The organism is Erwinia sp. V90_4 (assembly GCF_029967685.1).
GTDB lineage: Bacteria > Pseudomonadota > Gammaproteobacteria > Enterobacterales > Enterobacteriaceae > Erwinia > Erwinia aphidicola.
The window spans coordinates 15,692-30,136 of the sequence record NZ_JASCAQ010000040.1 but is presented as its reverse complement, the minus strand read 5'-3'; the positions used below and the strand labels follow the sequence as shown (position 1 = coordinate 30,136).

General features: G+C 56.2%; 12 protein-coding genes. 4 read left to right on the top strand and 8 right to left on the bottom strand.

Annotation, left to right across the window (positions count from 1 at the left end; genetic code table 11):
* Position 1 precedes the first annotated feature (1 nt).
* Together rstB and rstA are read right to left on the bottom strand one after the other, a co-directional pair.
* Positions 2-1,294 carry a two-component system sensor histidine kinase RstB gene (rstB, locus tag QLG07_RS06770; RefSeq protein WP_133623708.1) on the bottom strand — a complete coding sequence of 431 codons (1,293 nt, stop codon included), beginning with the start codon at positions 1,292-1,294 and terminating at the stop codon, positions 2-4.
* A complete protein-coding gene (gene rstA, locus QLG07_RS06765) occupies positions 1,295-2,023 on the bottom strand; it encodes a two-component system response regulator RstA (protein WP_048916014.1) in 729 nt (242 codons plus the stop codon).
* Positions 2,024-2,177: 154 nt separating this feature from the next.
* On the opposite strand from rstA, the gene QLG07_RS06760 reads away from it, so the two are divergent.
* On the top strand, positions 2,178-2,612 hold the full coding sequence (locus QLG07_RS06760; RefSeq protein ID WP_099754092.1) for a hypothetical protein: 435 nt from the start codon (positions 2,178-2,180) through the stop codon (positions 2,610-2,612).
* Between the two features lie 3 nt (positions 2,613-2,615).
* On the opposite strand, the gene QLG07_RS06755 is transcribed toward QLG07_RS06760, so the two are convergent.
* On the bottom strand, positions 2,616-4,007 hold the full coding sequence (locus tag QLG07_RS06755) for an amino acid permease (RefSeq protein ID WP_282468839.1): 1,392 nt from the start codon (positions 4,005-4,007) through the stop codon (positions 2,616-2,618).
* Between the two features lie 215 nt (positions 4,008-4,222).
* Positions 4,223-5,173: a DUF1471 family protein YdgH gene (ydgH, locus tag QLG07_RS06750; RefSeq protein ID WP_048916017.1), complete on the bottom strand. Its 951-nt coding sequence runs from the start codon at positions 5,171-5,173 to the stop codon at positions 4,223-4,225.
* Positions 5,174-5,692: 519 nt separating this feature from the next.
* Between ydgH and pntA the strand changes: the two genes are divergently transcribed.
* Together pntA and pntB are read left to right on the top strand one after the other, a co-directional pair.
* Positions 5,693-7,222 (top strand): Re/Si-specific NAD(P)(+) transhydrogenase subunit alpha, encoded by a 1,530-nt coding sequence (gene pntA / locus QLG07_RS06745; RefSeq protein ID WP_230048531.1) that lies wholly within the window; start codon positions 5,693-5,695, stop codon positions 7,220-7,222.
* 10 nt (positions 7,223-7,232) lie between these two features.
* Positions 7,233-8,621, top strand: a complete 1,389-nt coding sequence (pntB, locus tag QLG07_RS06740; protein ID WP_282468838.1) for a Re/Si-specific NAD(P)(+) transhydrogenase subunit beta — start codon at positions 7,233-7,235, stop codon at positions 8,619-8,621.
* Between the two features lie 252 nt (positions 8,622-8,873).
* Here pntB and QLG07_RS06735 read toward each other — a convergent pair whose 3' ends face one another.
* The 3 genes from QLG07_RS06735 to QLG07_RS06725 form a co-directional block, all read right to left on the bottom strand.
* Positions 8,874-9,137, bottom strand: a complete 264-nt coding sequence (locus QLG07_RS06735) for a DUF2534 family protein (protein ID WP_187499258.1) — start codon at positions 9,135-9,137, stop codon at positions 8,874-8,876.
* A gap of 23 nt (positions 9,138-9,160) precedes the next feature.
* A complete protein-coding gene (locus QLG07_RS06730) occupies positions 9,161-11,161 on the bottom strand; it encodes a TonB-dependent copper receptor (RefSeq protein WP_348994608.1) in 2,001 nt (666 codons plus the stop codon).
* A 162-nt stretch (positions 11,162-11,323) separates the two neighbouring features.
* Complete coding sequence (locus QLG07_RS06725; protein WP_282468837.1) at positions 11,324-11,776, bottom strand: DUF2946 domain-containing protein; 453 nt, start codon at positions 11,774-11,776, stop codon at positions 11,324-11,326.
* Between the two features lie 241 nt (positions 11,777-12,017).
* Here QLG07_RS06725 and QLG07_RS06720 point away from each other — a divergent pair, with 241 nt between their 5' ends.
* On the top strand, positions 12,018-13,412 hold the full coding sequence (locus tag QLG07_RS06720; protein WP_282468836.1) for a fructose-specific PTS transporter subunit EIIC: 1,395 nt from the start codon (positions 12,018-12,020) through the stop codon (positions 13,410-13,412).
* 41 nt (positions 13,413-13,453) lie between these two features.
* Here the strand turns inward: QLG07_RS06720 and uspE are convergent, their stop codons facing one another.
* Entirely contained in the window at positions 13,454-14,404 is a 951-nt protein-coding gene (gene uspE / locus QLG07_RS06715; protein WP_048916024.1) for a universal stress protein UspE, read from the bottom strand.
* Between the last annotated feature and the right edge of the window lie 41 nt (positions 14,405-14,445).

Sequence of the window (14,445 nt, the reverse complement as noted above, 5' to 3'; positions counted from 1 at the left end):
GTCAGGTAGCGCGTAACGGGTGATCGATCGGCCAGCAAAAGCGCACGCTGGCACCGCCGAGCGGGCTGCTGTCAATGGTCACATAGCCGCCAAAAGCCTGCGAGACGGAGTGTACAATCGCCAGCCCAAGCCCGCAGCCGCCGGTGGCACGGTCACGGCTGGGGTCAAGACGGACAAAAGGTTCAAACACCCGCTGGCGTTCATCGAGTGGAATACCGGGGCCGTCATCCTCAACCTGTAAGCAGGCGAGGTTACCATCAAACCACAGTCCAACGCGCAGGTGATGATCGGCATAGCGCAGCGCGTTATTCACCAGATTATCCAGCACGCGCTCCATCAGGCGCGCATCGGCCACGCCAATATTTTCGCGCTGCGGCGTATTCAGTTCGAGGGTAAATTCCGGATGCACCGAGCGGATATCCTCCAGTCGTTCGTGCAGCCAGGCGGCGAGATCCAGACTTTGCAGATTGAGGTCGACCTTCGGGCGATCGAGGCGCGCATAGGTCAGCAGCTCCTCAATTAACGCTTCCAGCTGGCCGATGTCGCGGTTAAGCGCCGCCGATTCAGCATCGGTGAGGTTATCACTCATCTCCAGCCGATAGCGCAGGCGCACCAGCGGGGTACGCAGCTCATGGGCAATACCGTCGATCAGCTGCTTTTTGCTGGCGACCAGCGTGTTGATGTTATCGGCCATCTGGTTAAACGCCACGCCAAGGCGCAGCAGGCTGGAGGCGCTGTCGAAATGGATGCGTTCGTCCAGATGCCCCTGGCCTAAACGCTGAGCCGCGTACTCCAGCTTCAGCATGTCCTTCCAGTGCGGGCGCATCCAGATAAACACCGGCAGCGCCAGGGAGATACCGATAAAGGCCAGCAGGGCGATATCGAGTATGCGCATTTCGTGCAGGAAGAACAGGTACGGGATGGGGCCAACGGCCAGCACGTAGTGGCTGCGCGGAATGTGCTGTAAGAAGGTGTACTCCTCATCCAGCGCGACAATTTCCCCTGCGCGCAGGCGGTGCATGGTGACCGGGTCGAGCTGATATTTGCTCATCGGTTCAATATGTAGCTTAAACGACAGGTTAAGGTCGAGGTTATCGATGGTCTTGTTCCAGTCGCGTGGCGGGATCTCGCGCAGTTCGCTACGCATCAGGTAGAGCGAACTTTTCATCAGGTCATCCATCGACTCGCGCCCGGCACGCTCGGCGGTGAATTTGTACACCAGACCGACCAGCATCGCCATCACCAGAAAGCAGACGAATAGCAGCAGATAAAACTGAATAAACAGCTTCTTCATTTATTGCGCATCCCACGCGTGTGGAGCAAACAGATAGCCTTTATTACGGATGGTTTTAATGCGGTAGGGTTCGGTCGCACTGTCCAGCAGCTTTTTGCGCAGGCGCGAGATCGCGACATCAATGCTGCGATCCATGCCGTCATAGCTGACGCCGCGCAGGGTTTTCAGCAGCGCGTCACGGTTGAGAATGGTTCCGGCATGGGTTGCCAGCTCCCACAGCAGGTCGAAATCGGCGGTCGACAGAGCGACAATCTCATCCGATAGCGTGACCTGGCGGTTAACCGGGTCGATGCTCAGCGTGCCGAAGCGCAGCATCTTCTGCCCGGCCACGCTGGGCGCAATCTCCTCGTGCGGACTGCTAACGCCAGCCTGGCGCAGGTGTAGCCTGAGTCGGGCCAGCAGCACCGCAGGCGGCGTCGTTTTAAGAATGTAGTCATTGGCCCCCATTTCCAGCGACAAAATATGGTTCATATCACTGTCGAGCGAGGTCAGCAGCACGATGGGGCCCGACCAGCTGCTGCTGTTGCGCAGATCGCGGCACAGCGTCATGCCGTCTTTACCCGGCAGCATAATGTCGAGCATCACCAGGTCAGGGCAGGCGGCGGCGATGGTCTCTTCTGCCCGATCGCCGCGTGATTCGACAATGACCTCGATATCGTGACGCCCGAGATAGGCGGCGATCAGTTCGCCCACATCTTTATCATCTTCAACGAATACAATTTTGTTCATAGTGCCGGTTCATCGCGAGAGAGAAACGTAGCTTATCCTTATCCGACCATTTATCAACGCCAAATATTGGGCTTATGTAGTATAATCCCGGCCGAATATGTCATGATACCCCTCTAAATTGAAGGTGCATCAGCGTCAGGTCAGTGGTTGAGAAATGGATAAGGAGAGAAGAGTGCCAGAAACAAAGCGGGTCGCAGCAGAGCACAGTAACCCCATCTGCCTCAACTACATTGATTTTCTCTCCGCATCATGCAAAAAGCGCTGGAGTTTTGTCGACGCCATCTACGGGGTCATTCCGTTTTTTGGCATGATTACCCGCAAACCGGCCGATCTGCCGCGTGCCTCATCGCCGGAGCGTTTGAAAGATCTGGCGCTGCAAATTATTTCCACCCAGGTCAGTGATGAAATCAATATTGCCCGCCTGATCACCCTGGCCCAGCAGCAGCAGATCGATCATTTCGATATCCTGCTGCCTTATCCGCTTTCTGAACAGCAGATGGTGACTATCCGCCAGGAGTACGCCCGGCCGCTGCAACTCGCACAGTATGACGACCGGCTGAACGTGATCATTCCGGTCGTACCGCACTAATCCTCAGCGCGCCAGCATCCATGCGGCGGGCAGCGCCGCCAGCACCAGCGCCACCATCATCGATTTTTCCGCCCGGTTTAACGACTGCGTTGCACGCCCACCGCGGCGGGCAAACAAAAACAGCGCGATGCCCGGTGCATACAGCACCACCGACAGCAGCAGATGCAGTGGACCTGAAGCGTACAGTAGCCACACGCCGTAGGCGCTGGCACCGATGGCGACCACCCTGGCAGGCGCGTGCTTACGCTCACGCGCCACCTTAAACAGATAGATACCCACCAGCAGGTAAGGCACCAGAATCATCTCTGAGGCAATAGTCAGCAGGGTGTTGTAGTCGGAGCCGGTCAGCCAAATCAGGATCAGACAAAGCTGTACGCAGCCGTTGGTTAGCCACAGCGAGGCGGCAGGCGCACCGCGAGCGTTCTGCTGGCTGAGCAGGCGCGGAAATGCGCCATGCTGCGCCGCCACCAGCGGGACTTCGGCGGCCATGATGGTCCAGCTCAGATAGGCACCGCATACCGAAACGATTAACCCGACCACGATCACCAGATTGCCCCAGGAGCCCAGCAGGGCAGTCATCAGCCCGGCCATCGAGGGGTTGCGCATTTCCGCCAGCTGGTCTCTGGGCACGATGCCGAGCGACAGCAGCGTCACCAGCAGATAAACCACCAGCGCGGCGACCACCGCCAGCAGCGTGGCGCGCCCCACATCTTTTTTATCCCTGGCGCGTGAGGAGACCACCACGGCACCTTCCACGCCGATAAACACCCACAGGGTGATCAGCATTGTATCCTTCACCTGCTGCCACACCGGTTTACCCAGCGCGATGCCGGTAAAATCAATCCTGAAGCGGTCGTAATTGAACGCTGCAATCGCCAGCAGCACAAACAGCCCGAGCGGCAGCAGTTTACCCAGCGTTGCGACCATGTTAATGCTGGCGGCGGTTTGCACGCCGCGCAGCACCAGGGCATGCACCAGCCACAGCAGCGCCGAGGCGCCGAGCATCGCCTGCCAGGTATTGCCGTCGCCGAAGATCGCGTGGCCCGGTGAGTCGGTGAAAAAGCTCATGGCAGAGAAGACAATCACCAGGTAGGAAACGTTGGCGATCACCGCACAGAGCCAGTATCCCCAGGCAGAACAGAATCCGGTCAGCTCACCAAATCCCGCCCGGGCGTAGGTAAAGATACCGCCATCCAGCTCCGGCTTCAGGCGGCTGAGCAGCAGCATCGCCAGTGCGAGAAAGATGATGCCAACCCCGGTCACTGCCCAGCCGATCAGCAGCGCGGCCGGGCTGGCCACCGCCGCCATATTTTGCGGCAGGCTGAAGACGCCCGCACCGAGCATGGAGCTGAGTACCAGCGCGGTCAGCGCGGTAAGACCTAACTTTTTGTCCAAAAAATACTCCACTTGCAGAATAAAATGCCAGTTTGATCGTCAGCGTTAGAGTTAATACTGGTTGTCAGGGTGTAAGAGGAAACGAACCCCTGAAAGGCGGGCGATTTTACGTAGTGATCGGGCAGGATGCAATGCTTACTCAGCGTTACTTATGCAAACAGAGAAGGGAATTATTCAAAGAGGCGGGGCAGCTGAGCGCTACCCCGCAGCAAAACTTATTTGAACAGGTCAGCCGAGACGGTCAGGTTACCGCCGCTCTGGTTAGACCATTGGCGGGTAACATGATAGTACTTGGCGCCTTTATCAATCGCCCGGCGGCCCACTTCCTGAGAAATCTCAGTCGGGGTGCTGAAGTGCCCGGTAAAGGTGATGCTGTCATACGGCTGCATCTGTGCGGCGGTGATGGCATTCACTTCCTGCACGCTTTTACCGTTCGGGGTGGTTACAGTGTAACGCTGACCGGTTGAGCTTTGCGTTTCAAAGAAACGTCCCACTTTATTGCTTGGTGTTTCAGCTGAAGCCACGCCCGGGATCTCGACCTGCTTCGCGGCGGTGCCACCAGCGGCCAGCGCGGCTTTACCGGCAGCAGAATCCGCAGGGATCAGGTCAGGGGACTGAACTTTGCGCTGTGGCGCATCGGCTTTATACACGTAGGCGGTAATGATCTGATTGCCGCCGCTGTTGGTATCAATCTGACGCACGATAAAGAATGACGCCGCGCCTTTTTCTTTGGCGGCTTTGGTGATGGCATCATTGACATCAGGCTGGCTGCGGAAGAAACCGCTGGCGCTGACGGTGTCGTAAGGCTCAAGAGAGTAAGCTTCTGATTTAGTCAGTTCGCGTACGCCGTTAATAATACGGTCTTTATTTTTTGGCGCTGCGGGTGCATCGGCATGATAAACATCCGCCGTCACGCTCCAGTTACCGCCGTTGCCGTTGGTATCATTGATGCCCTGCACATAATAGGAAGCAGCGCCCATTGAATCAGCACGTTTAGACACGGCATCGTTGGCATCGCCAATGGAATTGAAACGGCCATTGATGGTGATGCGGTCGAATGGCTTCAACGCCGCCGCTTTCTCCGGGGTCAGTTCCTGGGCCGCGTGGGCGCTCAATGCCGTCATCGACAACAGGGCTGAGGCCAGAATGGTGTTCTTCAGCTTCATAAAAATTAATCCTTCGCCTTACGCAAAAATTGAGTACGAAAACGTGCTGGACTCTTGATGTGTAACAGATTAGCGCCCGATTATTACATGTAATAATGCGCGCTGTCTCAGCGATTTTGTGTGCAGGAAGACCAGCGATAATTCTTTATTTCAGAATAACCAGGAAAGCTGGCTGAATCGTGTCATTTGCAGACGGTTAACCACTTACGGTGGTAATAATGACCACTTATCCCGTTAATGCATTGTTAAACAATACTTTTTTTGCTACATATTTACTCTAATTGTTAAAAAATATCGTAGCACATTATGCGTTTGATTGGCTGTGATTCAGGTCCAAAATAGTGCTTATTGGACTATAAACTGAATTTTTATAGGTTAGTCTACGAAAAGCCTGATGGTGGCTGGATCGAAATAAATATTTTCAGTAGGTTATAAGCAGTTTGCAACAGTTAGCGTTTCGGTCATATCGATCGGGATCTTGAGAACAAACCATCGTACTCTCTGAAGAAAGGGAAGATTATGCTTATTGGTATTACCAAAGAGCGGTTGGCCAATGAAGCCCGCGCAGCAGCAACGCCGAAGACGGTTGAACAGCTGCTCAAACTGGGTTTCAGCGTTGCGGTTGAGAGCGGCGCCGGTAAACTCGCCAGTTTCGAAGATGCAGCCTTTGAGGCGGTAGGGGCAACCATTACCGATTCCGTCACTGTCTGGCAGTCCGATATCGTGTTGAAAGTTAACGCACCAACCGATGAAGAGATCGCCTTAACGCGCGCGGGTAGCACGCTGGTTAGCTTTATCTGGCCAGCGCAGAACCCTGAGCTGCTACAGAAGCTGGCAGCGCGCAACGTCACCGTGATGGCAATGGACTCGGTGCCGCGTATTTCACGCGCGCAGTCGCTGGATGCCCTCAGCTCAATGGCTAACATTGCCGGCTATCGTGCCATTGTTGAAGCCGCTCACGAGTTTGGCCGTTTCTTCACCGGGCAGATCACCGCCGCCGGTAAAGTTCAGCCAGCCAAAGTGATGGTGATTGGCGCCGGCGTTGCTGGCCTGGCCGCTATCGGCGCGGCTCGCAGCCTGGGTGCTATTGTGCGCGCCTTCGATACGCGTCCGGAAGTTAAAGAGCAGGTGCAAAGTATGGGCGCCGAGTTCCTTGAGCTGGATTTCGCAGAGGAAGCGGGCAGCGGTGACGGCTATGCCAAAGTGATGTCTGAAGCTTTTATTAAAGCTGAAATGGCGCTGTTTGCCGCTCAGGCTGAAGAAGTGGACATTATTGTCACCACCGCACTGATTCCAGGTAAACCGGCGCCGAAGCTGATCACGGCTGAAATGGTCGCCTCAATGAAACCGGGCAGCGTGATTGTCGATCTCGCCGCGCAAAACGGCGGGAACTGTGAGCTGACCGTAGCGGATACCGTGACCACCAGCCCGAACGGGGTGAAAATTATTGGCTATACCGATCTGCCAAGCCGCCTGCCAACGCAGTCTTCCCAGCTTTACGGCACCAACCTGGTGAACCTGATGAAGCTGCTGTGCAAAGAGAAAGATGGCAACATCGTCATTGATTTCGACGATGTGGTGGTGCGTGGCGTGACGGTGATCCGCGAGGGTGAAGTCACCTGGCCTGCGCCACCGATTCAGGTTTCTGCCGCGCCGAAAGCCGCAGCGGCCCAGGTACAGGTGGAAAAACCCGCAGCTAAACCCGTATCACCGATGCGCAAGTACGGTCTGATCGTGCTGGCTATCGTGCTGTTTGGTTGGCTGGCAAACGTTGCTCCGCCGGAATTCCTCTCCCACTTTACCGTGTTCGCGCTCTCCTGCGTGGTCGGCTATTACGTGGTGTGGAACGTCAGCCACGCGCTGCATACGCCGCTGATGTCGGTCACTAATGCCATTTCCGGCATTATTGTGGTCGGCGCGGTGCTGCAAATCGGTCACGGCGGCTGGGTCAGCTTCCTGTCCTTCGTCGCGGTGCTGATTGCCAGCATCAATATCTTTGGTGGCTTCACCGTCACCCAGCGCATGCTGAAAATGTTCCGTAAAAACTAAGGGGTAGTCCATGTCTTCCGGATTAGTGACTGCAGCATATATCGTTGCTGCAATCCTGTTTATTTGCAGCCTTGCCGGGCTGTCTAAACATGAAACCTCTAAGCAGGGGAATATTTTTGGCATCAGCGGGATGGCGCTGGCGCTGGTGGTCACCATCTTTGGCCCGGACTCTGGCAACGTTGCCTGGATCCTGCTGGCGATGGTGATTGGCGGCGCCATCGGCATCCGTCTGGCGAAGAGAGTCGAGATGACTGAAATGCCAGAGCTGGTGGCGATGCTGCACAGCTTTGTTGGCCTGGCGGCGGTGCTGGTTGGCTTTAACAGCTACCTGGACCACGGCCCGGGCCTGCTGCCGGTGATGGAAAACATTCACCTGACTGAGATCTTCATCGGTATCTTTATCGGTGCAGTGACCTTTACGGGTTCCATCGTGGCGTTTGGCAAGCTGTGCGGCAAGATCTCCTCTAAACCGCTGGCCCTGCCGCATCGCCACAAGCTGAATCTGCTGGCGCTGGTGGTGTCACTGGCGCTGCTGATTATCTTCGTGCGCAGCGACAGCGTTGGCGCTCAGACCTTTGCGCTGGTGGTCATGCTGGTGATCGCGCTGGCATTTGGCTGGCACCTGGTAGCATCAATCGGCGGGGCGGATATGCCGGTGGTGGTTTCCATGCTGAACTCCTATTCGGGCTGGGCAGCGGCGGCAGCGGGCTTTATGCTCAGCAACGATCTGCTGATTGTGACCGGTGCGCTGGTGGGTTCAAGCGGTGCGATCCTCTCTTACATTATGTGTAAGGCGATGAACCGTTCCTTTATCAGCGTGATCGCCGGGGGCTTCGGCACCGACAGCAGCTCAACCGGTGAAGGTGAAGAGATGGGCGAATACCGCGAAATCGACGCCGCAGGCACCGCAGAACTGCTGAAAAACTCCACCTCGGTGATTATCACGCCGGGCTACGGCATGGCGGTAGCGCAGGCTCAGTATCCGGTGGCAGATATCACCGCCAAACTGCGCGAGCGCGGTATCAAGGTGCGTTTTGGTATTCACCCGGTTGCCGGTCGTCTGCCCGGTCATATGAACGTGCTGCTGGCGGAAGCTAAAGTGCCGTATGACATCGTGCTGGAGATGGATGAGATCAACGATGATTTCACCGACACTGACACCGTGCTGGTTATCGGCGCCAATGACACCGTTAACCCGGCAGCGCAGGAAGATCCGCGCAGCCCAATCGCGGGCATGCCAGTACTGGAAGTGTGGAAAGCGCAAAACGTAGTGGTGTTTAAACGCTCGATGAATACCGGTTATGCCGGGGTGCAGAACCCGCTGTTCTTTAAAGAGAACACGCAGATGCTGTTTGGCGATGCGAAAGAGAGCGTCGAGGCAATTCTGAAAGCGCTGTAACAACAGGGTCAGGCATGCCTGACCCCTACGATCTGTGTTTGGGCGATGACATGCCTGACCCCTACGATCTGTGTTTGGGCGATGACATGCCTGACTCCTACGATCTGCGTCTGGGCAATGACATGCCTGACTCCTAAGATCTGCGTCTGGGCAATGACATGCCTGACTCCTACACAGATCGTAGGGGCGGGGCATGCCCCGCCCGGATGTGTTCTGTAAGGGCTGACCGCTAGCTGGGTCAGCCCTTTTTTATCATTTACCGGACGGATCCTGCTCGCCAATAAACCAGTACCACAGCGGCACTGAAAGCAGCAGGGTGAAGACCACGCTATAGATGGTAATCATAAAGAACTCTGAAACATACAGCTCAACGGGCCAGGTGGAAAACGGCATATTGTACTCGTTGATCGCTCCGCCAATCATCGCCTTGGTCATCACAATGATGGCGCAAACCAGCACGCAGGCCTGAGCGGTAAAGAACTGGCGGCGTTTCTTGCCCGGTGGAAATAGTGACATGTTATGTACTCCTGTACGGTGATTCAGAATTTAACGTTAACTTTTGCCCACCAGGTGCGGCCTGGCTCATTCACTGGGGTACTGGCGGAATAGCCAAAGACGCTGTTGCCTGCCAGATTCAGGTGCTCGCTGTACGCTTTATTGAAAATATTGTCGACGCCGCTGCTAATCTTGACGTTTTTCGTCACTTCATACGCGGCATTGGCGGAAAAGATGCTGAACCCGGCGCTGCGCTCGAAATCTTTGCCGACCACGTTGCCTTCATTTAACGCGATACGGTTTTGTGGCCCCACCATACGCAGCAGGCCGGTCGTGCTCCAGCTTCCCTGTTTCCAGGTCAGACCCAGTCGGCTCTCCAGCGGCGGCATCTGCGGCAGCGGGCGACGATCCGAGCCGTTCTGCCCCCATGAATATGCCAGGCTGCCGTCTGCAGTCAGGCTCTCCGTTAATTTATAACTCAGGCCCGCTTCACCACCCATAATTGTGGCGTTGACATTATCGGCGCGGCTGACATAAGCGTTGTTCGGATCGTAGCTGAAGAGAATAAAGTCTCTGACGTGGCCCAGGTAAGCCGAAACCCAGCCATCCATGCGCTTGCCGGAATATTTGGCGCCGATATCCAGCTGGGTGGTTTTCTCCGCTTTCACTGTGTCAAACGCCGCGCTGTGCCCATCTGCGCCGTAGCTGGGGGAGAACAGCTCCCAGTAATCCGGGAAACGCTCCGTATAGCCCACCCCGGCATACATCATCAGCGGCAGGCTATCCAGCGTATGTTCCAGCCGCATAAACCCGGCGGGCATTGTATCGCTCCTTGCACCCTCGCCGGAAGCGCTAAAATTGTCCACCCAGCTGCGGTCGAGTCGCGCACCGCTCACCAGCTTATTGCGCGGGTCAATGCTCCAGCTCAGTTCACCAAAGGCGCCAACATCGTGAAAGCGGGCATCTTTGCGCCAGTCGTTATTCCTGCGGTTACGATGGGTGCTGGTTTGCATATCCATCCCGCTTTTCAGTTCAAAGTCAGACCATAACCAGGTACCCATAAAGCGGCCACCAACGGTGCGGCGATCGAGCTGCATCGCCATCGGCATGCTCATATCCATATGGGTGGACATTCCCGGCATGCTGCCCGGGCTGCGCAGGCTGTAATTATCCATGATGTGATTGGCATAGTTGTAGTACATCTGTGCTTCAAATTTGTCGAGTACCTCGCCGATGTTCGATTTCTCCACCCGCATGCCGAGGCTCTCACGCTTGAACTGGGAGCCATCCATGCTGCGCCCGGCGTAGCGCGCTTCGCCGTTGCCGCGCCCCGCAGTCAGCTCAACCAGCGTATCTTTATCCGGCGTCCAGCCCAGCGCGACGTCGCTGTTCCATTTGTTCCAGCGCGACGGCACGCGGTCACCGTTGCCGTCCTTGTAGTCCTGCGAAATAGAGTGGTTGCCAATCACCCGCAGATAACCCTGTTCGCTGCCCACGCTGAGGTCAGCACTCTGATCCCAGCGATTATTCGACGCGCCCAGCAGGCTGGCGTTGCCCTGAATGCCGGGCTGGTCGAAGCTGGGCGGCTCACGGTCAAAGCGCACGGTGCCCGCCGAGTTGCCCGGCCCCCAAAGTACGGTTTGCGGGCCTTTGGTGATGCTCAACAGGTCGTAACTCTCCGGGGAGATATATGAACTGGGGGCATCCATGCGCGCCGGGCAGGCACCGGGCATTTCACCGCCGTCGGTCATGATGCGCATGCGCGAGCCGAACATACCGCGAAACACCGGGTCACCGTTGGTCCCACCGTTACGAATCTGCGCAAAGCCCGGAATGGTTTTCAAATAGTCGGAGCCGTCGCTGGCGGGTACCGGCTGGCGCGGGGTTTTTGGCGAAGTGACAATCTCCAGCGGGGAGGTCAGCGGCGCGGTGACGGTCATCACGCCCGTCTCATCCGGCACGACATCATGCGCCGCGGCCAGATGTGGGCAGGCAGCAATAATTGCCACGCTCAATAGCGACAGCGGCAGGTAAATGACTTTCATGCTTAATTCCTTTTTAAACGGTAATTCTGTCTAAATAACTCGCCTGGAAACCCGGAATAATATTCAGGCGTGCGTGGTCCTGTGCAGGGCACATATAAAAAGGACAACGCTTTCCGACGGAGTTATCCGCAGTGAAATAATTGTATTAATCAGCGAAAGGAATTAAAGCAGCGGCGGGGCACGAGGCTGGCAAATACCGGGGAAGAAAGTGACGTGATAAGCGGGAAGAATTAACGCGGGCGGGGTGCAGGCAATCAGGCATATCAGCCAGAAAAAGGCGATAAACAGGCAGAGCAGCAGCGGCATATGGACCAGAAGCTGGCAGTAACCGCAGGCAAATTCGCCCATCATACCCATCTCGCTGCCCATATCATGATGCATGGCTTCACCAGAACCGGCGTGCATCATCATCGCGGCGTGGCTGGACATCGCGGGCATGGACATACCATCCATCATCATCTCTACAGGGTGATGCGCACTCATTTCGCTGCCGGCGGAGGTGCGATAACTCTCCAGCGTTTTGGAAACATCCGGCGCAATAAACAGCAGCAATACCGCCAGAATGGCGATCAGAGCGGGCAAGCGGCGCTGTGACAGGCGATAGAATGAAACCAATCTGGCAATCCCTGCAGAGTGAATGAAAGGCGATAGTTTAGCGACTTTATTTGGCAATGTTAATGCGAACTTGAATTAATCATTATTAATTTAAGGCAAATAAAGGTCTTCCGCGGTTTTTTTGTGAGAGTACAGGTGTTGTCCACCGCCCGGGACACTATTTGGTAGTGTTTTCCAGTTTTGCCTCTGCTTAGATAAGACTCCGGCCGGACCCTACACCAATAATTACCGGAGAACATCCATGAATATCATTGCCATCACCGCCTGTCCTACCGGTGTGGCCCATACCTATCTGGCCGAAAGCAATCTGAAAAAAGCGGCGAGAAAACTGGGCCTGTCCCTGCGCGTGGAAACACAGGGTGCCATTGAGAGTCAATACATCCTTAGCGCGGAGGATATCGCGGCCGCCGACATTGTGCTGATCGCCGCAGATAAGAGAGTCGAAATGGGGCGCTTCCAGCATAAAAACATTATCGAGGTTCCGGTGGCGCGTGCGGCCAGAGATGCTGAAGGACTACTGAATGCGATAACCGGTGGCGAACTGGTGCCGCATCGCCTGGAAACCCTGAGCGAAGAGCCGGTGCCGGCCGCAGCAGGCAGCAGTTCGCTGCTCTCCTCAGTCTATGTCCATTTGATTACCGGGGTGAACCTGATGATCCCGTTTGTGGTGGCAGGAGGGATACTGATCGCGCTCAGCTTCTCTTTTGGCATTACTGCAGCCACGCCGGGGGACGCCAGTTTTAGCCCGCTGGCGAAAATGCTGGCGGATATTGGCGGCGGCTCGGCGTTTGCCCTGATGTTGCCGATACTCGCGCTGGGCATCAGTCAGTCAATCAGTGGAAAAATGGGCATTGTCTCCGGCGCAGTGGGCGGCATGATGGCTATTCACACCGGCTCCGGCTTTCTTGGGGCGCTGATTGCCGGGTTTATCGCCGGCTACGTGACGCTGCTGATTGTGCGCCATATTAAACTGCCGCAGGCGATAGCCGGGCTGAAGCCGATCCTGATTGTCCCGCTGCTGAGCGTGCTGATCACCGGTGCGTTGATGGTGTGGCTAATTGGCGAACCCATCAAGCTGCTGCTGGGCTGGCTGACCGCTTTCCTGAATGCGCTCGGGCACACCAACTCCGCGATACTCGGCTTACTGTTTGGCATGATGGTGGCTTTTGATATGGGCGGTCCGCTGAATAAAACCGTTTGTATGTTCGCCATCGGGCTGATGTCGAGCGGCATCTACGGGCCTATCGCGGCCTGCATGGCGGCGGGAATGGTACCTCCACTCGGTATTGCCCTGGCGACGCTGCTGTTCCGCCGTAAGTTCAGCCGCAGCGAGCGGGAAACGGGTAAAGTGACCTGGGTTCTGGGGCTGTCGTTTATCACCGAAGGGGCGATCCCTTATGCGGTCTCCGATCCGTTACGCGTGATCCCGGCTATCGTGGCGGGTTCCGGAGTGGCCGGGGCACTCTCGATGGCGTTTGGCTGTGCCTCACGCGCGCCGCACGGCGGGATATTTGTGATGTTTATTCCCAATGTCATCGTCAACCTCGCTGCCTATCTGCTGGCGATTGCGGCGGGATCGCTGCTGACGGCGCTGATCCTGGGATTGCTGAAAAAAGAGCTGCCGGAAACGGCATAAAAAAGGCGGCCTGCGGGGCCGCCTGAACCTTTTAAGCAAGCTTAATCGTCTTCGTCGTCATCCAGTTCAACCGGTGAGGTGAAGCCGTCGGGTTTGATCGCCAGCAGATCGCAGCGCAGGTGGTCAATCACCTGTTCGGCGGTATTGCCAAGGAAGGCCGCGGACAGCCCGGTGCGGCCAATCGTTCCCAGCACCACCACACCCGCATCCAGATGTTCCGCCAGGTCAGGGATGACTTCCTCCGGCAGGCCTTTTTCAACATGAGTAAATTTTTCATCAATGCTGAAGGACTGGCGCAGCGCTTTCATTGCCACTAAATGCTGACCGCGAATCGCATCGTTATACACGCTGGGATCGAAGTCCGGCAGTTCAATCGCGATGTTAATTGGCGTGACGGGGTACGCGCCAACCAGATGCACTTCGGTATGGTTGACGCGTTCCGCCAGTTCCAGCGTCTCTTTCACCAGCTTGGTATTCAGCGGATCGTGATGAGGCTCTTCACTGGCAAGGTTAACAGCTACCACCGCTTTACCGCCTTCCGGCCAGGCCTGGTCTTTGACCATCCAAACCGGGCAGGGGCACTTGCGCAGCAGGTGCCAGTCAGTCGGGGTGAAGACCACCGCCTGCAGGCGGTCGTGCTGGTGGGCCATCTTGATCACCAGGTCGTGCTGGTTGTTCAGCACCTCCTGGATAATGGCTTCGTACGGGCGGTTATGCCAGATCACTTTGATATCAATCTGCACTCCGGCCGCGAGATAGGCCTGCGACTGCTCGCGGATCCACTCAGTGCGCTGGCTGATCACCCCTTTACGCATGGTGATGCGTTCATCAGGGGAGAGCAGGGTAGTCATCTCGTAGGAGAAGTCGTAAATAGGAAGAAAACAGGTAATTTTACCGCCAAGGCGCTGATTCAAATAGACAGCACGGCGAAGTGCAGGCTGATCGTCCTGCTGTGGGTCGATAGCCACAAGAATGTTTTGATACTGAGCCATAACGATTTCTCCTTACACTGAGCGTGTCAGTTTAAAGATAG